This is a genomic window from Allobosea sp. GW821-FHT12C12, assembly GCF_058807355.1.
Genome location: NZ_JBXAQP010000002.1, coordinates 229,311 through 250,046, shown reverse-complemented (window position 1 = coordinate 250,046; position 20,736 = coordinate 229,311). Strand labels below are relative to the sequence as shown.

Here is a 20,736-nt window from a genome sequence, read left to right as displayed (position 1 = left end):
ACGATGCGCGATCAGGGGCATCACAGCTTCCATCCCCTGTTCTTAAGCTCAGCGATGCCTTTCTGGATCTCCAGCAGTGGTTGCTGATCCCGAATGATTTCGAGGACCACGTTCTCGATCCCGCACGTCTGGTCGACCGCCTTCGCCAAACCTTCGAAATCGATAACGCCGGTGCCGATCGGGTCGTGACCCCACACATCGAGCCCAGTGTCTGAAATATGCACCAGAGCAATTTCTTGATGGCCGGAGAGCAGGCAAGCCACGGGGTCCTCGTTGATGTAGGCGGCATTGGCCACGTCGTAGACGATCTTCAGATTGGCGTTGCCGTAGTCCCTGACGAGCCCCGCCATTTCATCGAAAGTGGGCCTGAAGCAGTAAGGCGTGTTCTCCAGCAGCAGCCTCACACCGGCCTGCTCGGCCTGCGGCAGCAGCACATCCAGGCTTTCGTAGAGCCAGCCGAACGTCTTTTCGAGCGAGGGCGAGATCATCGGGCGTCGCGTGCCCGGCGAAATCACGACGTCGACCGTACCCCACTCATGAGCCAGTTCGATCACGTGCTTGATGTGGTCCGTGCTCTTGCGCCTCATATTCGCGGCCGGGCTCGCCAGATTGATGTCGTACCCGCCTGCATTGAGCGACCTGATACTGGCGCCGCAGTCCTCCAGGCGCCGCTTCGCCGTCGCACGTGCGGACGGATTCATCTCGTCCGGCCAGCAATGCGGCGAACTGACGGGCACCTCGAAGACGCTGAACCCGTGGCCGCTGAGCTCGACGATGGCGTCGATCGCGGTCGACGACCAAAGGTAGGAAAATGTATTGATGATCATCGGATGGTCTCCCTGGGCATCGCCCATGCGCGACGCGTCGACGTCGCGATCGGCGTCACGCGTTCTGGGGCGTGGAGCTCGGTCGCCCGGGGATGTGGCTCAGGATCGAACTGCTGAAGCCGCCGTCGACGCACAGATCCTGTCCGGTCACGTAGCCTGCCAGCGGGCTGACCAGGAACTCAATAGCGTTGGCGATATCGATCGGCTGGCCGATTCGCGCGAGGGGAATGAGCTTCTCTCGCGCGGCCTTGATCGCCGGATCGGCATACATCTTCTCGGACATTGGCGTGTGAGTCATGCCGGGCGAGACGACGTTGACGCGGATGCCGTCCGGCGCCCATTCGAGCGCCAGCGTCCGCGCAAGCATCGCCAACGCAGCCTTGGTCGGGCTATAGGCGCCCGAGCCGGCATGGGGCACCCGGCCCGACATCGACGAGGTGAAGCAGGCTGCGCCGCGGCTCGCCTTGAGATGGGGATAGGCATGTTTGGCCACGAGCCAGGGCCCGCGCAGGTTGATCGCGAACATTCCGTCCCAATCGTCGAGCGAGAGGTCGCTGATCTTGCCCGGCTTCGCCACGCCGGCGTTCGCGACCAGAGCGTCGAGGCCCCCAAACTCCGCAATGGCCGCATCGACCAGCTTCGCGGGCGCATCCACGTCTCCCATGTCTCCGCTGAGAGCAATCGCCTCGCCCCCAAGCTCGCGTACCCTGGCGGCGATCTCTTCCTGCTTGTCGGAGGCGTCGCGGCCGCACACGGCGATGCGGGGCCGTTCGCCCCTTGCGAGCGCAGCTTCGGCTATACGCACGCAAACCGCCGCTCCGATCCCGCGGCTTCCGCCGGTCACCAAGGCTCTCATCAATCGTTCCTCCTTTAGAATCTGCTTGTTTTCGAAGATGTTGCCCGCATGGGTCTGCCGTCGCGGCGCCTAGACCGTGACGCCTAGCGGCCAGGGCGCGAACTCGGCCGATCCGGAATCGAACATTTCGCTCTTCGTGCGCTCGCCGGACGCGGTCCGGAGAATGAGGTCGAAGATTTTCTGTCCGGCTCCCGCGACGCTCTCCTCGCCGTCGAGGATCGCGCCGCAGTTGACGTCCATGTCCTCCTCCATCCGTGCGTAGAGAGGCGAGTTGGTCGCGATCTTAATCGAGGGAGCCGGCTTGCAGCCGAACACGCTGCCTCGCCCCGTCGTAAAGCATACGACATTGGCGCCGCCGGCGACCTGGCCGGTCGCCGAGACGGGGTCGAAGCCAGGCGTATCCATGAAGACGAAGCCTTTCGCGGTCACCGGATCGGCGTAGCCGATCACGTCCACCAAGTTGGTGCTGCCGGCCTTCGCCATGGCGCCGAGCGATTTTTCGAGGATTGTCGTCAGGCCCCCGGCCTTGTTGCCGGGAGAGGGATTCGCGTTGATCTCGACCCCGTGCCTGCGGGTGTAGTCCTCCCACCAAATCATCAGATCGACGAGCTTCTCGCCAACCGCCTGGCTGACGGCCCTGCGGGTGAAAAGATGCTCGGCGCCGTATGTCTCCGTCGTTTCCGATAGGATAACCGTGCCGCCATTGCGCACGACGAGATCGCTCGCCACTCCGAGAGCCGGGTTGGCCGAGACGCCAGAGTAGCCATCGGAGCCACCGCATTGCAGCGCGATCTTGAGCTCGCTGGCTGGGACCGTCTCGCGGCCCACCTGGTTTGAATCGGCCAGCACGTCCCGCACGAAATCCATCCCGGCTTCGACCGTCTTGCGAGTGCCGCCCATGGCCTGGATATCCATGTTGCGGATTCGGTCGCTCAGATTGTGCTCTTTCAGCATCGCGCCGATCTGGTTGACCTCGCAGCCCAGGCCCAGCACAACGATATGGGAGAAGTTCGGATGCCGGGCGTAACCGGCGAGTGTGCGCCGCAAGAGCTTCAGCGGTTCTCCCTCCGCCATGCCGCAGCCGGTCTTGTGCGTCAGCGCGACAACGCCATCAACGTTCGGATAGTCGGTCAGGCGCTCGATGCCGATCATCGGATGGCGCTTGAAGGCGTCGGCGACGAGGCCGGCCACGTGGGCGCTGCAGTTCACCGAGGTGAGGATGCCGATATAGTTGCGTGTCGCGACGCGGCCATCCGGCCGGCGGATGCCCTCGAATGTGGCCGGCACTGCGACATAGTCGGTCGGCTTGACGTCCCGCCCGTAAGCATAGTCCTTCGCGAAATCGCCCATGCCCAGGTTATGGACATGGACGTGCTCTCCCGCGGGGATATCGACTGTGGCCACGCCGATCACCTGATTATAGCGGCGCACCTGTTCGCCACGTGCGATCGGCCGCGTCGCGACCTTGTGTCCCGCGGGAATGCGGACGGAGGTGACGACACCGTTTCCGACCGGCGTGTCGGTCGGCAACGCTACGCGCGCAATGGCGACATGGTCGGAGGGGTGAAGGCTGATGACGTGGTGCATCGTCCCGGTTTCCTGTTCGTCGAACTGTGCGTCTGCCGTTGCCGGCTCGCGAACCGGTTCGGGCGCATGCGAAGCGACAGCCTGCTCTCGTCAGCTGCCGACGAGGTCGAACTGGAGCTGGTAGATCCCCTGCAAGGCATCGGGAGCCCCGAGTCGATCGAGCGTGGCGGGGCTGAGATGGGCCGACAGGACATGCTCGACCGCTTCCCGCGTGGCGCCTTCCACCAGCAGCACCCAGCGCGGAACCATGTTGGCAGCGCGCCCCTTCTGCTCGGCCGTCTTGAGGTTGCTGGCGCCCTCGTCGGCGCGGCAGATATGCGCAGCCGAGATCGCGGGCGCCTTTGTGATATCCGGTATGACGGACCCCGACAGCGTTTCTAGGATGGCGGGATCCCGAGAGGGCTCGCAATCGAAGCGGACCGTCCCGATGAATCCACCGGACCCCGCTCCCAGCGAAACCTCGACGTCGCACAGCGACCGAGAGGTGTTGCGGAAGTGCTGGACCGAGCGCGTGGTCCATTCGGTCGGGCTGTTCAGCCGCGCGAGATAGTCCGCGCCAGTGAGCACCGATTTGTGCTCGACCTCATAGAGCGTGAAATACTCCGGCGTGCCCGACAGGGCGATGTAACGGCGGCCGCGCAGAAAGCCCGGAATGCCGACCCGCTCCGGAATATGCTCGCGGTCGTGCCATTCGTAGAAATTGGCACGACCCTCATCGGTGATGTCGTTCCAGATGGCGATAACGCCCGATCCTGACAAAGCCATGAAAAGCTCCTCGCTTGTTGGTTGTCCCGTTGCATTCGTCCGACCCGAGAGGGCAGGGAACGCGATGGAGTCGCATCGTGATTGGTCGCTGGGCGGTTGGAGACCTAAGCTGCGTGTTCGACCGTCTGGGGTATGCCGCCGTCGGCCGCGGAACGGTATGCCGCCTCGAGCACGGCGATCGCGTGTTCCGCCTCTCGCAGACCTGCGACTGGCGCTCGGCCTTCGGCCAGATCCGCCCAGCTGCGCCGGAGAAACACCGGGTAATATTCGTCGGTGTTGTACTCGACAGTGGTGGAGCGCCCGGGCTGCTGGTCGCGCCCTTTCACATGGAGCTGATCGGCATAGGCTCGCACATAGGCTGAGCTGTGCGAGATCGAGAACGCGAAATCGCGCTGGTCTTCCGCCGTCGAGGGATAGAGGTAGCCGGTTTCGATCAGGCCGATCTGGCCCGCCGCATTCCGGCAGGTCAGGATGGCCTGCTCGTCGACGGTGACGTCGGGCCGGAACGTCCGTGCCTGCGCCGAAACATGCGTGATTGGAGCGCCCGTCAAGGACGCGATCAGATCGACAAAGTGAATGCCGACATTCAGGAGGGAGCCGCCGCCTGCCTGCCGCTTGTCCAGCATCCAGCCGTTTCCGTTTCGCTCGTAGCGATCAGCCAGGCCAACGATGAATCTGAAGGACAGATGCTCAAATCCTTCCGGCGCGAACCCTTTGGCCGGCGACAGATGTGAAGCCCAGTCGCTGACCCGGTTGATGAAGGGGACGCTGACGTGCACGCGCCGCTGCTCCGCCAGCTGCCGAATGCGGCGGACCTCCTTCAGATCGAGACCGCAAGGCTTCTCGATCAGAAACGGAATGCCGCGATCGATCAATCGCTCAGCCAAGGCGGCCATTCTGGAATGACGGCTGAACACGAGCGCGAAGTCGAAATCCTCATCGAAAAGCGCTTCGTTCGAGTTGAAGAGCTTGTAGTTCAGCCGCTGTGCGAAGCGCGCACCCGAAAATGCTTCGCTGTCGGAAATGCCGACGATTTCGATCCCTGGATCGCTCAGCGCCGGGATATAGAGCGGAAAATGCCAGTGGCTGACGTCGAATAGTGCGATCTTCATGGGAAGCTCCGTGACAGCGGGAGTGTCGAACCACTCAATCCATGTAGGAGCCGCCGTTGACGCTCAGGGTCTCGCCGAAGATGTAGCTGGCGTCGTCGGAGACGAGGAAAGCCGTCGCCCGACCGATTTCCTCGGGACGACCGAGGCGGCCGGCGGGAATTCGCGAGATGGTCGTCGCCTTCATCTCGCTGCTCATCCCGTCGGTGAGCTCTGTCGCGAAAAGTCCAGGCGCGACGGCATTGACGTTGATGCCGAACGGGGCGGCGTAGAGCGCCAAAGATTTCGTCAGGCCGATGATCCCGGCCTTGGCTGCGGTATAATGCGCGTTGCCGATGAAATCGCCGCGCTTGCCTGCGACGGAACTGATGTTGACGATCTTTCCGTAGCCCCGATCCTTCATGCCCGCCAGAACGGCCTGGCAGCAGTTGAACGAGCCCTTCAGGTGAATATCGAGCATCCGGTCCCATTTCTCGGGGCTGATCTCCGGAAAGCTGACAAAGTCGCCGATCCCGGCGTTGTTGACGAGAATGTCCACGCGGCCGCGCTCTCTCCGGATCGTCTCGAATGCGTTATTGACCTGGGTCGAGACGGCCACATCGAACGCGATGGCGCTGGCGCTATCACCTCGTGCCCGCACCGCAGCTGCGGCCTCTTCAGCCGGCTCAAGGGTCAGGTCGTTGACGACGACATGGGCGCCTCGGGCCGCGAGCACATCGACTATGGCCTTGCCCAGGCCCCGTCCCGCCCCGGTGACCACGGCGATCTTCCCCGACAGATCCTGCTGAACTGACCGCATGTTGACTCCCAGTATCGCCCGGCTGGTTATCGGGCCGCCGCGTTTGCGAGAACCGGCGAGTTATGCTATTGGAATATCGTTCCAGCAACCTCTTGCTACGTGGTGCCATGCGGCTTGTCAAATCCCTCGTCGAGCGCTGCTTCGACCTCATCAACCTGCTAAGCGAACACGCTGGCGCCATGCCTCTCGGCGAGATCAGCCGCCGTCTGGAGGTGCCCAAGAGTGCGGCGCACCGCCTTCTGACGACCCTATGCGAACTGGGGTGGGCCGAGCAGGACGCAGATAGCGGCTTCTATCGCCTGTCCTTGCGCCTGGCGATCGTGGGCCAGCGGCTCCTGGTGGCGACACGTATTCCTGATATATGTCAACCAATTCTCGATCGATTAGCAAATGAAACTGAAGGTCTTGGCCGGATCGCAATCGTCGATTCCGATGGTCTAACTTGGATTGCGCAGTCACAAGGTGCGAGGTTTGGGTTGATTTACCAGCCAGAAATTGCAGCGAAAGTTCCGCTTCACATGACGGCAAATGGCAAAGCTTGGCTTGCGACGCTGGATCGCGATGAAGCTTTGGCGCGAGCCATCGCCAGTGGGCTCGGACGAACCGATCTCGGCGGACCCCGGGTCATTACGACCAAGCCGACGTTCTCAGCTGCGCTGGACGAGACTGTTGAGCGCGGCTGGGGCGCGGCGATCGAGGAAGCCGAGCCGGGCGTCGCTGCAGTTGCGGCCGCGATCCGTGTTGGCGGGCAGGTCGTCGGAACGGTCAGTGTTGCCGGCCCCCTCCATCGCTTTTCACCTATGATCGTTCCCGAAGTCGCGCAGCGGGTCACGGCGACTGCGCAGGAGCTTTCTGATCTCTGGCCATACCGCATTGCGCCGCAGCAGAGACTGCCAGTAGCCGCCACCGCAAGCGCCTGACAAGTCTCAATAAATTTCGACCAAACCGAAGGAGAGCACTTTCCGTCGACATTGGAATTGACAAAACAGTGGTTAACGGAATAGCGTTCCATTAACAGCCGGTTGCCGGCCAATGAGAAAAGCGGCTCGTCATGGGCCAGGGGAGAGAGCAGTGGCGAATGTAGAGCTGCAGGCCGTCCGCAAGTCGTATGGCACCGCGCCCGTGATTCACGGCGTAACCGTCGACATCGACGATGGCGAGTTCGTCACGCTGGTCGGGCCGTCCGGATGCGGAAAATCGACGTTGCTGCGCATGATCGCCGGTCTCGAAGACATTTCGGGCGGGCAGATCCGGATCGGCGGCAGGACGGTGAACGGCATTCCGCCCAAGGAGCGCGACATCGCGATGGTGTTCCAGAACTACGCGCTCTATCCGCATATGACCGTGGCCGAGAACATGGGCTTCTCCCTGAAGCTGAAGAAGGCGTCCCGGGACGAGCGCGATGCGGGCGTGAAGCGCGCCGCCGAGATCCTCAGCCTCACCAAGCTGCTCGATCGCTATCCCCGCGAGCTCTCCGGCGGCCAGCGTCAGCGCGTGGCGATGGGACGCGCGATCGTCAGAAACCCACAGGTCTTCCTGTTCGACGAGCCGCTCTCCAATCTCGACGCCAAGTTGCGCGTTCAGATGCGCACCGAGATCAAGGAGCTGCATCAGCGTCTCAAGACCACAACCGTCTATGTCACCCACGACCAGGTCGAGGCCATGACGATGGCCGACAAGATCGTGGTGATGCATGATGGCTTGGTAGAGCAGATCGGCGCTCCGCTTGAGCTCTACAATCACCCAGCCAACATGTTCGTCGCGGGCTTTATCGGATCGCCGGCGATGAACTTCCTGAAGGGTCGCTGCGAGAAGGGGCGGTTCATGCTGGACGACGGCTCAGCCCTGCCACTGCCGGCCGAGCTGCAGCATCTTTCATGCAGCGCAGTCTACGGCGTCAGGCCCGAGCATCTCGTCAGGAGCGACGACGGCCTGGCTTTGACGGTTGCGGTCGTCGAGCCGACGGGGGCCGAGACGCAGGTCATCGCTCGCCACGGTTCGCAGAGCATCGTGTGCATCTTCCGGGATTCCGAACTTCCGCATCCCGGCGAGACGATCCGCGTCAGGCCGGACGTCACACGCGTCCATGTGTTCGACGAGGGCGACGGCAACCGCCTGTCCTGAGCGGCGGGCAATCCGCCTGCCGCCCGCAACGGCTGCCGCGCGAAGATTTTACGGGACACATCATGTCAGCAAGCCGCACACAGTCGGTGGTCGACACCTCCAGAGCCGGCGTCCTGGGCGGAACGCCCGAGACGCGCAGCCCGGCGCGCATCTCATGGGCGCCGTTTTTCTGGTTTGCGCCGGCGATCCTGATACTGTTTCTGGTGACGCTCTATCCGACGGTTTTTGTCGGCTGGTTGAGCTTTCAGAAGACGAGATATTACGATCTGACGGGCTTCGTTGGTCTGGCAAATTACGTCGAAGTCTTCAGCTCCCCGGCCTTCTGGAACACGGTCTATGTCTCCTTGGGCTATGTCGCGGGGTCGCTTGCGGGCGCGGTGATCCTGGGTATGGCCGCCGCACTCGTGCTGAACAATGCCGGGTCGACCGGGACGGTCCTGCGCGTATTCATCCTGTTCCCCTGGACGCTGTCGATGTCGGTCGTCGGCAGCATCTGGCTGTGGCTGCTCAACCCATCCTTTGGACCCATTCCATATCTGATGCAGCTGACTGGCATCGATCCCGGCCTGATGCTGGGCGATCCGGGCCTGGCATTGCCGCTGATCATCATCGTCACTGCATGGTGGTCCTTCCCCTATGTCATGGTCATGGCGACCGCCGCCATGCAGTCGATCCCCAAAGAGCTTTACGAAGCGGTGGAGATCGATGGCGGCGGCGCGCTGGTGAAGTTTCGGTATGTCACGCTGACGCAGATCCTGCCGACGCTGGGCAGCACCGCGCTCACCTTGTCGATCATGTATCTGACCCTGATGACGCTGATCATCGTCATGACCGGCGGCGGACCGCTCGGATCCACCACGACACTGAGCTTCGAGGCGTTCCGCGGAACCGTTCAGGCCGTCAACATCGGCCCCACCGCGGTGGTCTCAATCGTCGTCCTGCTGATCAATGTCGGCCTCGGGGTGGTCTACACCCGGCTGACCGGCCGCGTCACCGGATAGGATTTCGCAGATGAGTGCCGCTATATCCTCCGGTCGCCCCACCAACCGTGCCCCCGCGATCCTGATGTCGCTCTTCTTCGCGGTCATCGTCCTCGGGCCCGTCGCCTGGGCGCTGGCGACCTCGTTCAAGACGGAGGTTGAGGCGGTGGCCGTCCCGCCGACGCTCTGGCCCAACAAGGCGACGATCGAAAACTACCTCAAGGTTTTCCGGGACCAGTCTTTCGCCCGCGATTTTTTGAACTCGGTGCTCTATGCCGTCGGTGCCGTGGTCCTCGCATTGCTCGTCGGGATACCGGCCGGCTATGCGGCCGCGCGCTTCACCTTCAAGGGCAAGCGCGCCTTGATGCTCGTCATCCTGGCAACCTCGATGGTGCCGGGCGTCGCGCTCCTGGTTCCCACCTATTACCTGCTCGACACGATCGGGCTGCTCAACAGCGGCATCGTCGTGACGATCATCCTGTCGGCGCGGATCATCCCGCAGACCGTCTGGTTCATCGCCAACTTCGTCGAGGCCGTTCCCGTCGAGATCGAGGAATCGGCCTTCATGGACGGTGCGAACCGCTTCGAGATCATCTGGAATCTCATTTTGCCCCTGATCCGGCCTGGCATCGCAGCCGTCGCGACGATCGGGATCGTCACGACCTGGAACGACTACATCACCGTCGCGGTCTTCGCTCCGGATGTCGCCAAACGGACGCTGCAGGTCGCGCTCGTCAACCAAGTCTTCGACGCGGTTGGCATCTCGTGGTCGTACATGATGGCCTTCGTCGTCATCGCCTCGATGCCAGTCATCCTCATGTTCGGTCTCGTACAAAAGTGGTTCATCTCCGGCCTTACGGCAGGAGCGGTAAAGGGCTGACCGCAATACCAGCCTTCGATCTGCATGCAAGACAAAAAGCGAGAGGGGAAACACAGATGACTGCTACATCAAGACGCGCAATGATCAAGGCAGCGGCAGTATTAACCGTCTTCACCGGCGTGTCGGCCGCATTGATCGACCGTGCGAGCGCTCAGGCGACGGAAATCGTCTACTCGACCTTCCTCGATCCCAACAACGCTAACGATCCTCGGGCGGCAGCCCAGACGAAGATGATCCAGGAGTTCGAGAGCAAGAATCCAAGCATCAAGATCAAGCTTCTCGTCGATCCGACGGGCGCGACCGTGACGAGGGCAGTAAAGACCCGCAGTGAAACGCCCGACGTCATCCGTGTAGTGAGCTTCGGTCTTCCCGAGTACGCGGCAACCGGCAATCTTGTTCCGCTCGACGACCTGGTGAAGAAGGACGGCATTCCTGAGGACGACTGGCTCCTGCCGCTCTCGACAGGCCAGATCGACGGCAAGCTCTACGCCCTTCCGCAGGATTTCCGCATTCCGATCCTGACCTATCGCAAGGGCGCCATTCAGGAAGCAGGCGTGACGCCGCCCAAGACCTGGGACGAGGTCTGCGCCGCGGGCGCGAAGTTCAAGCAGCCGAACGTCAATGGGTTTGCCGTTCCGCTTGGTGCCACCGGCGGCATCGGCGGTGCCCAGAGCCTTGCAGAATTCTTTCTGAGCACGATGCTGGTCGGCTCCGACGGCCGGTACTTCGCGCCCGATGGGAAGATCGCCTTCTCGAAGGAAAACTTCATCCGAGCTGGCCTGACGATCAAGGATCTCTTCACGAAGTGCAAGGTCACGTCGCTCCGCAGCGCCCAAATGGGGATCAACGAGGTCCATGACGGGCTCCGATCCGGCACGATCGGGATGACGAACTTCGGTCTCTATCGCTTCAAGACTCTCCAGGCGCAGGGCGCGGGCGAGGATCTCGGCTGGGCGCCTGCGCCATCATACAGCGAGGCCGACAAGCAGACCGTCTACAGCTACACCATCGCACTGAACAAGCAGTCGAAGAAGCAGGATGCAGCCTGGACCTTCATGAAGTTCGTAATTTCGCCCGAGGCGCAGGCGATCGCGGCAGAAGGCGGCGAAGTGGTGTCCCGGAAGTCGGCCTACAATACGCCTTATCTCCAGAGCGATGTGGGCAGGAACCAGAAGCAGTGGGCCGATCTGGTGAGCCAGCGCGGCCGCGCGGTCGCCTACTCGCCGATCCTGTCGACCTTCCACACCATTCTCGGCGAGGCGTTCCAGCGGATGGTGCTGCGCGACGAGACGCCTGAGAACGCCTATGCCGAGGTCGTCAAGCGCTACGATGAGGCCCTGACCAAGGCGCAGTAACTGCAAAACGGTGTCGAGCGGGCGGGTTGGCTCAAGGGTCAATCCGCCCCCGACCGAACGAGGGGCTAAACCATGAAATTGTTGCGATACGGACCCGCGGGCGCGGAAAGGCCCGCTCTCCTTGAAGCCGATGGTACCGTGAGGGATCTGAGCGGCCTCGTCCCAGACGTCAACGGTGCGGCCGTGACCCCCGAGATGTTGCGAAAGATCGCTGGAAGCGATCCCAAAGCGCTGCCCGTCGTAACTCAAATCGATCGTATCGGCCCCTGTCTCAGCGGTGTCGGCAAGTTCATCTGCATCGGTCTCAATTACATCGATCATGCCCGGGAAACGGGCAACCAGGCGCCGGCCGAGCCCGTCGTGTTCATGAAGGCGACGAGCGCGATCGTCGGGCCCAATGACGACATCGTCCGCCCCCGTGGCTCCAAGAAGCTCGACTGGGAAGTCGAACTGGGCGTTGTGATCGGAACGAAGGCGAAGTATGTGTCGCAGGAGCGCGCGCTTGCCCATGTGGCGGGCTATTTCCTGGCGAACGATGTATCCGAAAGGGCGTTCCAGACCGAGGGGACAGGTCAATGGACCAAGGGCAAGAGCTGCGACACCTTTGGCCCGATCGGGCCATGGTTGGTCACCGCCGATGAGATCCCGAATCCCCAGTCATTGCGGCTCTGGCTCGATGTCGATGGCGTCCGGCGCCAGGACGGCACGACGGAGAACATGATCTTCAGCGTCGCCGAGATCGTGAGCTATCTCAGCGGCCTGATGACGCTTCACCCCGGCGATGTGATCATCACGGGGACGCCGGCCGGTGTCGGCCAGGGCATGAAGCCTCCGCTCTACCTCGAACCCGGCCAGGTGATCACGCTCGGTATCGAAGGACTCGGTGAACAGAGGCAGACGGTCGTCGCGGACGCCGCCTGATCCTTGCGCACGGTGAGCGATCCCCGGTGCTGACGGCCTCGGCGGGTCGTCGGCTGCCGGTCGTATCGTCATCTATTCCGAATATGGGCGTTGGCCTTTCACAAACCATATCGAATTGACGGGTCACCATGGATCGCGATCATCCATCCACATTCGACCGCGCTTCCGTCGTCGAACTGCTCCGTGCGCATTCGACAGGGCTAAAGCTTTCTGTCGGTCTGCCCACTCCCGATAGTGCCGGCGCGGCCATGGGCGTTCAGGCCGGGGTCCAGAAGGGGCTGGCGAAGCCCGTGACGGGCTGGAAGGTGGCGATCGGGCCGCAGCAGCTGCCGGTCGCGGCGCCATTGCTGGACATCTATGCTAACGGCGCCGAGGTTTCGGCATCTCCGCACTGCCTGGTCGAAGTCGAATTCGCCGTGCGGCTCTCGAGGGATATTCCGGCGAGACGGGAGCGCCCCTACGCCCGCCACGACATGCTCGACGCCATCGAGAGCGCGTTCCTGGGGATAGAGGTGGTGGACGGACGTTTCGACGGCGCTGCCAATGTGCCGTTCCTGACGTTCCTCGCCGATCACCTCGGCAATCGCGCTTATATCGTGGGAGACAGCGTCCCTGTCTCGGCGCTCGACGAGCTTGGTGGTGTGGAGTGCCAGGTCGCTCTTGACGGCCTGTCACTCCATAAGGCCCAGGCCGTTCATCCGGCCGGCGATCCTCTTTTGCCGCTGCTGGCTTATGCAAACGCTCAGATTGACGACCTCGGGGGACTGAGGGCGGGGCAAGTGGTAACTACGGGCAGCCTGTGCGGGGTGCTGCCGATCCACGCAAGCGGTCGATTAACGGCGCGTGTGTGCGGTTTGGGCGAGGTCTCTGCAACCCTTCTGCTCTAGGGTCGAGACTCTGAATCTAACGCGTTGAGATGGTGCTGCGAATTCCGTCGACAGTGCGGAGGCGAGCAATAGCGAAACGCATAAATGACCTGTTCATGGGCCTGTGAACCAAATCTGAACTCGAAAATAAAGGTCGGACTGCCGTTACACTTTCTAATCGATTGTGGTCGGTTCTGACCGTGAAATGTGTAACGGCTCATTGTAACTGTTATGAGAATTCTGGCCTGTCACGCCGGAGGTCGCGGGTTCGAGCCCCGTCGCCCACGCCATTAAATCAATGACTTAGCCCGATTGATCTCTCGATCATTACACTTTTACAGCGGGCTCATTACACTTTTCGCCTCGGTTGTTCTTTCTGAGCTTGGCCCGGCCTTCGCGACGGTTGGCGTCGACGTCGCGTACCGTGGCGATGTTGACGGGGTTGTAGGTCTGCTGAAGCCGGGTCGAGGCGGCCAGCGTATTGGCCATCTTGGTGGAGATGGCCTGAGCGCTCGCACCACCCGCCGTCGCCTCGACAGTTCCGGATCTGCGCATGTCGGCGAGTTGCCTCGTTTCGTCCGGACCGAACTCGGCGATGCGAACGACACGGAAATCGAAACCGAGCTTGTTCTTCGAGTAGGGGGCTGGCTGGGGTGGTTTGCCTGACCCGGCGCGCCGTCGATGCGGACATCGCCGCCATAGTTCACCCGCCCGCCGGGCGTCTCGATCAACAGCTCGGCAATGGTGCCGGTGTTGACGGTGCGGACGCGGACCCGCGTCTGGTCTCCCGCCGGCGCGATCAGCCCGCGCTCGATCGCGAATGGGCCGACGCCGGAAAGGGTGTTGCCGCAATTTGGCGTGTGTCGATGACCGGCTGGGCGATGCCGACCTGGCCGAAGAGGAAGTCGATGTCGCAATCCGGCAACGTCGAACGCGAGACGATCGCGGTCTTGCTGGTCAGCGGATGAGTTCCGCCGACGTCGTCGACCTGGCGCGGCCGAAGATGCTGAGTAGCAGCCGGTCGCGCGCGGCAGGGTCCGACGGCAGCTCCTCAGCGAGGAAATAAGCGCCCTTGGACGTGCCGCCCCGCATCAGCATGCATCTGACGGGAATCTGCATCGTTGAACCTCCCTTGCCTCGTGGCCGCCGCCCGGCGCCGAACCGTTCTCGTGGTGCATGGCTTCAATGCGCCAGGATCTTCGACAGGAACTCGCGGGCGCGCTCGCTGGCGGGCGCCGCGAAGAACGGCTCCTTGGCCGCGTCCTCGACGATGCGGCCCTGGTCCATGAAGATGACGCGATCGGCGACACGCCGGGCGAAACCCATCTCATGGGTCACGACCACCATGGTCATGCCCTCGCCGGCGAGTTCGATCATCACGTCGAGCACTTCGCTGATCATCTCCGGATCCAGCGCCGAGGTCGGTTCGTCGAACAGCATCACCTGCGGGTCGAGCGCCAGCGCGCGGGCGATGGCGACACGCTGCTGCTGGCCGCCGGACAGGTTAGCCGGCCTGGAATCGGCCTTGGCCTCCAGCCCCACCCGCTTGAGCAGGCTGCGCGAGCGGGCCTCGGCCTCGGCGCGCGAGCGCTTTAGGGCGCGGACCTGCGCCAGCATGATGTTCTCCAGCGCCGTCATGTGCGGGTAGAGTTCGAAATGCTGGAAGACCATGCCGATGCGCATGCGCAGGTTCGGCAGGTTGGTATGGGGCGAGCCGACCTCGACCCCCTCCACCTTGATGCTGCCGGTCTGGAACGGCTCCAGCCCGTTGACGCATTTGATCAGTGTACTCTTGCCGGAGCCCGAAGGGCCGCAGACGACCACGACCTCACCCTTGCCGATGCGCGTGCTGCAATTGCGCAGCACCTGCGCCGGGCCATAGGCCTTGGAGACGTCGTCGATGACGATGATGGGGTTGTCCATGCGGGAAACCTTGTAAGCGGAGGCCATCAGCTCAGCGCCAGCCGCGCATAGAGCCAGCGGCCGATCCCGGACAGGATCAGGCAGATCACCAGATAGGTGAGCGCGACAAAGGCGAGGATCGTCACCGGCTGGAACTCGCGGGCATTAACGAGCATGGCGTTGCCGGTGAACTCCGACACGCCGATGACCGAGGCCACCGAGGTGAACTTGAAGAGCCGGACATATTGGTTGAACAGCGTCGGGATGATCCGGCGTATGGCGATCGGGACTACGACGAAGCGCAGGGCCTGGCCGCGCGTCAGCCCGGTCGCCTGCGCGGCCTGGGCCAGCGTCGGCTTCACCGTCCTCAGGCCGCTGCGGATGTCCTCGGCCAGATAGGCGCCGATGAACAGGATGAAGGCGACGATCGTCGCCTTGTAGGCGGTGGTCTGGTAGCCGAACAGGGCGGGCAGGCCGAAGAAGGCGATGAACAGCACGACCAGCAGCGGCGTGCCGCGGATGAACTCGATATAGACACGCGACACCGCCGAGAGCACCGGTACGCGGCTGTAGAGGATCACGGCGACCGCGAGCCCGAGCAGCGTGCCGCCGAGTGCCACGATGCCGGAGATCTGCAGGCTGGTCGCCAGGCCCTGCAGCATGAAGGGCAGGTTCTTGAGGATGACCTCAGGCATCGGCGACTCTCCGGGCGAGGCCGTCGCCGCGGGTGCCTGCCAGGATAGTCAGCGTCTGGCTGACCACGGTCACCAGGGCGAGGTAGAGCAGGCAGACGGTGATGTAGATTTCGAAGGTGCGGAAGGTCTGTCCCTCGATGGCACTCGCCTGATAGGTGATGTCGGCGACCGCGATGACCGAGGCGAGCGAGGAATCCTTGATGAGCTGCGAGAACACGCTGGCGAGCGAAGGGATGATGGCGCGGATCGCCTGCGGATAGACGACGAAAAGCATGGCCTGCGCGTTCGTCAGGCCGCTGGCGAGCGCCGCCTGGCGCTGCCCGCGCGGTACGCTGCCGATGCCGGAACGCACGATCTCCGCGACATAGGCACCCGAATAAAGCGAGAGCCCGAGGACGCCGCACCAGAACGCCGGAATCTTTAAGAAAGACAGGCCGTTATACCAGAAGTACATATGGATCAGCAGCGGGATGTTCCGCATCGACTCGACATAGGCGATCGAGAGCGCGCGCGCCGTCCGGCCCTGCGCCGTCGCCGCCGTCCCGATGACGATACCGATCAGGATGGCGAGCACGAGCGCCGCAGCCGAGAGCAGGATCGTGGTGACAAAGCCGTCTAGGATAAGGGCGCGGTTGTCCCAGATCGGGTCGAACTGCAGGGTATAATTCACCGGTCAGACCTTCTGTGCCGGCGGGCCTTGCGGCCCGCCGAATCTCGTTCGCTCACGGCCAGGTTTCGATGGGATAGGTCGGATCCGCGTTGAACCACTTGCGGTAGAGCGCGGTGTATTCGCCGGAGGTCCAGAGATCCTGGAGGGTGAAGTTCACGGCGTCGCGCAGCTCGGAATCACCTTGGCGGATGCCGATGCCGAAAGGCTCGATGCTGAAGAGCTCGCCGACGATCTTGAACTTCGGGTTGTCCTTCTGGAAGCCCTGCAGGATGTTGAGGCTACCGGTCAGCGCCTCGACGCGGCCCTGGGCCAGCGCCAGCCAGGCGCTGTTGTAGTCCTTGAAGGCGATGACCTTGGACTTGGGCGCGGCCGCAGCGATGTTCTTCTCCAGCGTCGTACCCTGTTGGACCGCGACCTCTTTGCCGTCGAGGTCCTTCAGGCCGGCGACCTTGCTGTCGCTCGCCACCATCAGCGACTGGCCGCCGGTATAGTAGGTGATGCTGAAGTCGATCGCCTTGTCGCGTTCGCGGGTATGGGTCATCGAGGCCGCGACGATGTCGACATTGCCGCTGACCAGCAGCGGCACGCGGGTCGGCGAGGTCACCTTCACGAACTCGACCTTGACGCCGAGCTTCTCGCCGATCTTGCGGACGATGTCGAGGTCGAAGCCGGCGGGCTCGTTTTTGTCGTCGAGGAAGCCGAAGGGCGGGGTGTCGTATTTGACGCCGGCCCGGATCGTGCCGCGCTCCTTGATCTTGGCCATGCTGTCGGTCTGCGCCTGCGCGGCGCCTAGCGGCACCAGCGTCGCCGCTGCGGCAAGAGCCGCCGCGAACTGGAATTGTCTGCGATCAATCATGTTTCGGTTCCCCTTGTTTTGGTTGACGACGTGGTTCAGGCAGCCAGGCCGATGCGCGCGATCCGGTCGAGGGCTTCCTCGAGATCGGCATCGGGGCAGGTCAGCGACAGGCGCAGATGGTTCTTGCCGGGCGCGCCGAAGAAGGAGCCGGGCAGGGACGAGACGTTGACCTCGTCGAGCCAGCGCTTGGCCACGGCGACGTCGTCGCCGGCGATCGCGGGGAAGAGATAGAAGGTCGCCAGCGGCATTCTCGCCTCGATGCCGTCGATCTTTGACAGACCGGCCACCGCGATCTCCAGCCGGCGGCGAAAGGTCTCGCGATACTGCGGCACGACCTCGTCATAGAGCGAGAGCGCCGCGATGCCGGCGAGCTGGATGAAGTCCGGCACGCAATAGACCGAATGCTGTATGAACTTGAGAACCGCCTTGGAGAGGCCGGCCGGCATCATCAGCGCGCCGAGCCGCCAGCCCGTCATGCCGAAGGTCTTGGAGAAGCTGTCGACGACGAAGGTGCGCTCGCGACCGCCCGGCAGCGCCTGCGGGCTCGGGAAGCGGCCGCTGTGCAGCAGGTCGCAATAGACCTGGTCGAAAATGATCCACATGTCGTGGCGAACGGCGAAGTCGACGAGGCCGGAGATCTCATCAGTGCCGAGCACCCGCCCGGTCGGATTCACCGGCGAGTTGACGATGATGGCCTTGGTTCGCGGGGTGACGGCGCGCTCCAACATCTCCAGATCGAGCCGGTCGAGCAGCGAGAGCGGCACGGGCGTGCCGCCGCAGAGCCGGACGCAGGGGCCGTAGCTGACCCAGCCGGGCTCCGGCACCAGCACCTCGTCGCCAGCCTCGACAGTGGCCATCAGAGCGGTGAGCAGCGCGAACTTGCCGCCGAGCGTGACGATGATGTCCGCAGGATCATAGGCTGCGCCGGAGCGGATCTGCTCGCGCTGGGCGATAGCCTCGCGCAGTGCCGGCAGACCGGCGGCCGGCCCGTAATGCGTGGCGCCGCCGCGCATGGCACGCTCGGCCGCGTCGATAATGCGCGGATCGGTGTCGATGCTCGGATCGCCGCTCGACAGTGCCAGGATGCGACGGCCGGAAGCCCGCGCCGCACGTACTCGCTCCGTCATCTCGACGGTGGCGGACGGTTTCAACGAGGTGACGCGGTCGACGAGGGAGCGTGGCATAACGGCAGTTTCCTGGAGACAGACGTTCAGGCGGATGCGGGAGCGGGGGGTGTGAGATCGAGCAGCGCCCTGTCGCAGGGCGGGGCGCGAAAGCCGGCTGCGGCGAAGGCGACCATCTCGGCGAGCGCCGCGTCGAGATCGGCCGGGTCGCACTGGCCGTCGGAGAGCGCCTGAATGCGGCCGGGATTCGACAGCGTGTAGTAGTGCGCGCCGAGCAGGAAGTGGAAGCGCCAGTAGACGTCGTTGGCCGAGAGATGTGGCGTCGCGGCGGCGATGGCGGCGATGAAGCGCTGGCTCGTCGCGTTGAAATGCTTGGCGATCAGGTTCTTCGACAGCTCGGCCTGCTCATGCGCGACGACCGAGCGCAGCCGCATGAAGCGCCGCGCGCCCTCGTCGTCGGAGGGCTGCGCAAAAGACGGGCGCAGATAGGCCGCGAGTACCTGCTCAAGCACCGGGGCGCGGTCCGGCCCTTCGGCACAAACATCCAGCAGCGCGAGGCGCGCCGCGTTGATGGCGCCCGAGCGCCGCGCGAAGATCTCCTCCAGCAGGATCTGCTTCGAGCCGAAATGATAGTGCACGGCGGCGATATTGGCGTCGCAGGCGCGGGTGATCGAGCGCAGCGAGACGGCCCGATAGCCCTGCTCCGCGAACATCTCCTCAGCCACATCCAGAATGCGATCTGCCGTGGCAGCCGGCTGGCTATCACCCATGCCAATCCCGTTCACACGACCTATTCAATCACCTTATTGAAATAGGTGTTTGCGGAAGTCAAGCCGCCCTGATCGAAGCAAGAGGTGTTCCGGACACGCGGCAACGTTCAGACGCCGCTCTCGATGGCGCCTGGCGTCGGTTGCGATATGCGCGGGGTCAGTTCAAAGGCCGGCGCTTTCGAAGAAGCGCTTGGACCGTTCCGATGAGGGACGGGTGAAGATGTCCATGGCCGGGGCGAACTCCGTCACCCCCTCGTGATCGAGCATTATCACATGGGAAGCGACGTCGCGTGCGAAGCTGAGCTCGTGCGTTACGATCAACGAGGTGCGGCCGCCCAGCGCCAGCCCCTTGATCCCGTTCAGAACCTCTGCCGTGAGCTCCGGATCGAGCGCCGAGGTCGGCTCGTCCAACAGCATGATCGAGGGCTCCATCATCAGGGCCCGCGCGATCGCGATGCGTTGCTGCTGGCCGCCGGAGAGGCGGTATGGATAGGCTTCCTCCTTGTCGGCCAGCCCGACCTTGGCCAGCAGTTCGCGCGTCCGCCCGACCGCCTTCTCCCGGCTCCAGCCGAGCACGCCGATCGGCGCCTCGATTAGGTTCTTCAGGACATTGAGGTGCTGGAACAGGTTGAACGATTGAAACACCATGCCGATGCCGGTGCGATACTTGGGCAACTGTCGCTCGGTCAGCCGCCGGCTGCCGCGCAAGGCTCCGTTCGGCGTCAGGCCTCTCCGAGACGTTCACCCAGATCTGCCTGCCCGACTGCATGACGCTCTTGGCGCGCGGGGGTAAGAGACTGCGCGTATGGACGTCATAATACCAACGGCCTCCTGCTTTGCCTCAAGAGGGTAGCGGGGGGCGATTGTAGTGATTCTCTTGGCGCGAGGAGGATTCGCGCCATGCCTGCCGCCGTTTCGCTGAGGAGCGATTTCAGCGCTTCCGCCCTTCGTCGTCCTGCTGCGAGCTCGCGCCACGCCAACCAGAGCCGACGCCCGCTGTCGCTGGCGGTGGTGCTGGACGGGATGAACCATGATGCGGCGGCCCGGATCGGCGGCATGGACCGTCAGACGCCGCGCGACCGGGTCCACCGCTTCAACGAGCACGGTCCCGACGGGCTGAAGGACATCCGCTCGAAGGGACATCCGCCACGGCTTTCGGCCGATCAGATGGCGGCCTTCGCCGCCCCTTTGTCGAAACCGGTCCCGACCGCGCGGTCGATGGCGTCGTCCGCTGGCGGCGGATCGACCTGAAGCGGGTGATCGAGGAACGCTTCGGCGTCGCCTGCCACGAGCGCACGATCGGCAAGCTGCTCAGGCAGATCGGCTTTTCCCATGTCGGCGCGCGGCCGCGCCACCCCGCTCAGGATGAGCGCGTGATCGAGATGTATAAAAAATCGTTTCCTCCCGTCGCGCTCCCCGGAGCTCAATCCGGTCGAGAACATCTGGCAATGCCTGCGCGCGAACTGGCTCTCGAACCGCGTCCTCGGCGCCTATGCCGACATACTCGATGCCGCCTGCGAGGCTTGGAACTGGCTCACCGCCATGCCGTCCGTCATCGCTTCCATCGGCGCCAGGAAATGGGCCAATATCGGTCAGCCATGAGGCCCGCTGGTATTACTGAGCAATTTCCAGCCTGTCACGCCGGAGGTC

General features: G+C 63.4%; 21 protein-coding genes and 2 pseudogenes. 8 read left to right on the top strand and 15 right to left on the bottom strand.

The window, feature by feature from the left end; genetic code table 11:
* Window positions 1-20: 20 nt before the first annotated feature.
* The 6 genes from AC1RRW_RS04165 to AC1RRW_RS04140 all read right to left on the bottom strand — a co-directional run bounded on the left by AC1RRW_RS04165 (window position 21) and on the right by AC1RRW_RS04140 (window position 5,943).
* Window positions 21-827 (bottom strand): sugar phosphate isomerase/epimerase family protein, encoded by an 807-nt coding sequence (locus tag AC1RRW_RS04165; protein WP_492899266.1) that lies wholly within the window; start codon window positions 825-827, stop codon window positions 21-23.
* A gap of 55 nt (window positions 828-882) precedes the next feature.
* The gene (locus tag AC1RRW_RS04160; RefSeq protein ID WP_492899265.1) at window positions 883-1,683 is read right to left on the bottom strand and encodes an SDR family NAD(P)-dependent oxidoreductase; all 801 of its coding nucleotides are present in this window, start codon (window positions 1,681-1,683) and stop codon (window positions 883-885) included.
* 69 nt (window positions 1,684-1,752) lie between these two features.
* Window positions 1,753-3,270 carry a UxaA family hydrolase gene (locus AC1RRW_RS04155; RefSeq protein ID WP_492899264.1) on the bottom strand — a complete coding sequence of 506 codons (1,518 nt, stop codon included), beginning with the start codon at window positions 3,268-3,270 and terminating at the stop codon, window positions 1,753-1,755.
* Between the two features lie 90 nt (window positions 3,271-3,360).
* Entirely contained in the window at window positions 3,361-4,035 is a 675-nt protein-coding gene (locus AC1RRW_RS04150; RefSeq protein WP_492899263.1) for a hypothetical protein, read from the bottom strand.
* Between the two features lie 104 nt (window positions 4,036-4,139).
* A complete protein-coding gene (locus AC1RRW_RS04145; protein WP_492899262.1) occupies window positions 4,140-5,147 on the bottom strand; it encodes a Gfo/Idh/MocA family protein in 1,008 nt (335 codons plus the stop codon).
* A 34-nt stretch (window positions 5,148-5,181) separates the two neighbouring features.
* Window positions 5,182-5,943 (bottom strand): SDR family NAD(P)-dependent oxidoreductase, encoded by a 762-nt coding sequence (locus AC1RRW_RS04140; RefSeq protein ID WP_492899261.1) that lies wholly within the window; start codon window positions 5,941-5,943, stop codon window positions 5,182-5,184.
* Between the two features lie 68 nt (window positions 5,944-6,011).
* Between AC1RRW_RS04140 and AC1RRW_RS04135 the strand changes: the two genes are divergently transcribed.
* The 7 genes from AC1RRW_RS04135 (at window position 6,012) to AC1RRW_RS04105 (ending at window position 13,090) form a co-directional block, all read left to right on the top strand.
* Complete coding sequence (locus tag AC1RRW_RS04135) at window positions 6,012-6,863, top strand: IclR family transcriptional regulator (protein ID WP_492899260.1); 852 nt, start codon at window positions 6,012-6,014, stop codon at window positions 6,861-6,863.
* Window positions 6,864-7,014: 151 nt separating this feature from the next.
* Complete coding sequence (locus tag AC1RRW_RS04130; protein WP_492899259.1) at window positions 7,015-8,067, top strand: ABC transporter ATP-binding protein; 1,053 nt, start codon at window positions 7,015-7,017, stop codon at window positions 8,065-8,067.
* A 62-nt stretch (window positions 8,068-8,129) separates the two neighbouring features.
* Entirely contained in the window at window positions 8,130-9,068 is a 939-nt protein-coding gene (locus AC1RRW_RS04125; RefSeq protein WP_492899258.1) for a carbohydrate ABC transporter permease, read from the top strand.
* Between the two features lie 10 nt (window positions 9,069-9,078).
* On the top strand, window positions 9,079-9,927 hold the full coding sequence (locus tag AC1RRW_RS04120) for a carbohydrate ABC transporter permease (protein ID WP_492899257.1): 849 nt from the start codon (window positions 9,079-9,081) through the stop codon (window positions 9,925-9,927).
* Between the two features lie 80 nt (window positions 9,928-10,007).
* Complete coding sequence (locus tag AC1RRW_RS04115) at window positions 10,008-11,282, top strand: ABC transporter substrate-binding protein (protein WP_492899256.1); 1,275 nt, start codon at window positions 10,008-10,010, stop codon at window positions 11,280-11,282.
* Between the two features lie 72 nt (window positions 11,283-11,354).
* Complete coding sequence (locus AC1RRW_RS04110; protein WP_492899255.1) at window positions 11,355-12,203, top strand: fumarylacetoacetate hydrolase family protein; 849 nt, start codon at window positions 11,355-11,357, stop codon at window positions 12,201-12,203.
* Window positions 12,204-12,331: 128 nt separating this feature from the next.
* Window positions 12,332-13,090, top strand: coding sequence for a hypothetical protein (locus tag AC1RRW_RS04105; RefSeq protein WP_492899254.1), 759 nt, complete (start codon window positions 12,332-12,334; stop codon window positions 13,088-13,090).
* Between the two features lie 306 nt (window positions 13,091-13,396).
* Here the strand turns inward: AC1RRW_RS04105 and AC1RRW_RS04100 are convergent, their stop codons facing one another.
* The 9 genes and pseudogenes from AC1RRW_RS04100 to AC1RRW_RS04060 form a co-directional block, all read right to left on the bottom strand.
* Window positions 13,397-13,558, bottom strand: a complete 162-nt coding sequence (locus AC1RRW_RS04100) for a hypothetical protein (protein WP_492899405.1) — start codon at window positions 13,556-13,558, stop codon at window positions 13,397-13,399.
* 227 nt (window positions 13,559-13,785) lie between these two features.
* A pseudogene (locus AC1RRW_RS04095) lies at window positions 13,786-14,161 on the bottom strand (PrpF domain-containing protein); the annotation flags it as partial.
* Between the two features lie 90 nt (window positions 14,162-14,251).
* A complete protein-coding gene (locus tag AC1RRW_RS04090; protein WP_492899399.1) occupies window positions 14,252-14,980 on the bottom strand; it encodes an amino acid ABC transporter ATP-binding protein in 729 nt (242 codons plus the stop codon).
* Between the two features lie 38 nt (window positions 14,981-15,018).
* A complete protein-coding gene (locus AC1RRW_RS04085) occupies window positions 15,019-15,666 on the bottom strand; it encodes an amino acid ABC transporter permease (protein WP_492899253.1) in 648 nt (215 codons plus the stop codon).
* Window positions 15,659-16,336 carry an amino acid ABC transporter permease gene (locus tag AC1RRW_RS04080; protein ID WP_492899252.1) on the bottom strand — a complete coding sequence of 226 codons (678 nt, stop codon included), beginning with the start codon at window positions 16,334-16,336 and terminating at the stop codon, window positions 15,659-15,661. The genes AC1RRW_RS04085 and AC1RRW_RS04080 overlap by 8 nt, the downstream gene beginning before the upstream one ends.
* 52 nt (window positions 16,337-16,388) lie before the next feature.
* On the bottom strand, window positions 16,389-17,192 hold the full coding sequence (locus AC1RRW_RS04075) for a transporter substrate-binding domain-containing protein (protein ID WP_492899251.1): 804 nt from the start codon (window positions 17,190-17,192) through the stop codon (window positions 16,389-16,391).
* 35 nt (window positions 17,193-17,227) lie between these two features.
* Window positions 17,228-18,376 carry a pyridoxal phosphate-dependent aminotransferase gene (locus AC1RRW_RS04070; protein WP_492899250.1) on the bottom strand — a complete coding sequence of 383 codons (1,149 nt, stop codon included), beginning with the start codon at window positions 18,374-18,376 and terminating at the stop codon, window positions 17,228-17,230.
* 26 nt (window positions 18,377-18,402) lie between these two features.
* Window positions 18,403-19,086, bottom strand: a complete 684-nt coding sequence (locus AC1RRW_RS04065; RefSeq protein WP_492899249.1) for a TetR/AcrR family transcriptional regulator — start codon at window positions 19,084-19,086, stop codon at window positions 18,403-18,405.
* Between the two features lie 162 nt (window positions 19,087-19,248).
* A complete protein-coding gene (locus AC1RRW_RS04060; RefSeq protein ID WP_492899248.1) occupies window positions 19,249-19,794 on the bottom strand; it encodes an amino acid ABC transporter ATP-binding protein in 546 nt (181 codons plus the stop codon).
* 192 nt (window positions 19,795-19,986) lie between these two features.
* Here AC1RRW_RS04060 and AC1RRW_RS04055 point away from each other — a divergent pair.
* Window positions 19,987-20,688, top strand: a pseudogene (locus AC1RRW_RS04055) (helix-turn-helix domain-containing protein).
* Window positions 20,689-20,736 lie beyond the last annotated feature (48 nt).

What these genes read in the sequence shown, in the direction of transcription:
- AC1RRW_RS04065 (WP_492899249.1), bottom strand. Translation starts at nt 19,086, where the DNA reads ATGGGTGATAGCCAGCCGGCTGCCACGGCAGATCGCATTCTGGATGTG.
- AC1RRW_RS04125 (WP_492899258.1), top strand. Translation starts at nt 8,130, where the DNA reads ATGTCAGCAAGCCGCACACAGTCGGTGGTCGACACCTCCAGAGCCGGC.
- AC1RRW_RS04085 (WP_492899253.1), bottom strand. Translation starts at nt 15,666, where the DNA reads ATGCCTGAGGTCATCCTCAAGAACCTGCCCTTCATGCTGCAGGGCCTG.
- AC1RRW_RS04145 (WP_492899262.1), bottom strand. Translation starts at nt 5,147, where the DNA reads ATGAAGATCGCACTATTCGACGTCAGCCACTGGCATTTTCCGCTCTAT.
- AC1RRW_RS04150 (WP_492899263.1), bottom strand. Translation starts at nt 4,035, where the DNA reads ATGGCTTTGTCAGGATCGGGCGTTATCGCCATCTGGAACGACATCACC.
- AC1RRW_RS04140 (WP_492899261.1), bottom strand. Translation starts at nt 5,943, where the DNA reads ATGCGGTCAGTTCAGCAGGATCTGTCGGGGAAGATCGCCGTGGTCACC.
- AC1RRW_RS04075 (WP_492899251.1), bottom strand. Translation starts at nt 17,192, where the DNA reads ATGATTGATCGCAGACAATTCCAGTTCGCGGCGGCTCTTGCCGCAGCG.
- AC1RRW_RS04070 (WP_492899250.1), bottom strand. Translation starts at nt 18,376, where the DNA reads ATGCCACGCTCCCTCGTCGACCGCGTCACCTCGTTGAAACCGTCCGCC.
- AC1RRW_RS04105 (WP_492899254.1), top strand. Translation starts at nt 12,332, where the DNA reads ATGGATCGCGATCATCCATCCACATTCGACCGCGCTTCCGTCGTCGAA.
- AC1RRW_RS04100 (WP_492899405.1), bottom strand. Translation starts at nt 13,558, where the DNA reads ATGGCCAATACGCTGGCCGCCTCGACCCGGCTTCAGCAGACCTACAAC.
- AC1RRW_RS04160 (WP_492899265.1), bottom strand. Translation starts at nt 1,683, where the DNA reads ATGAGAGCCTTGGTGACCGGCGGAAGCCGCGGGATCGGAGCGGCGGTT.
- AC1RRW_RS04115 (WP_492899256.1), top strand. Translation starts at nt 10,008, where the DNA reads ATGATCAAGGCAGCGGCAGTATTAACCGTCTTCACCGGCGTGTCGGCC.
- AC1RRW_RS04110 (WP_492899255.1), top strand. Translation starts at nt 11,355, where the DNA reads ATGAAATTGTTGCGATACGGACCCGCGGGCGCGGAAAGGCCCGCTCTC.
- AC1RRW_RS04165 (WP_492899266.1), bottom strand. Translation starts at nt 827, where the DNA reads ATGATCATCAATACATTTTCCTACCTTTGGTCGTCGACCGCGATCGAC.
- AC1RRW_RS04155 (WP_492899264.1), bottom strand. Translation starts at nt 3,270, where the DNA reads ATGCACCACGTCATCAGCCTTCACCCCTCCGACCATGTCGCCATTGCG.
- AC1RRW_RS04120 (WP_492899257.1), top strand. Translation starts at nt 9,079, where the DNA reads ATGAGTGCCGCTATATCCTCCGGTCGCCCCACCAACCGTGCCCCCGCG.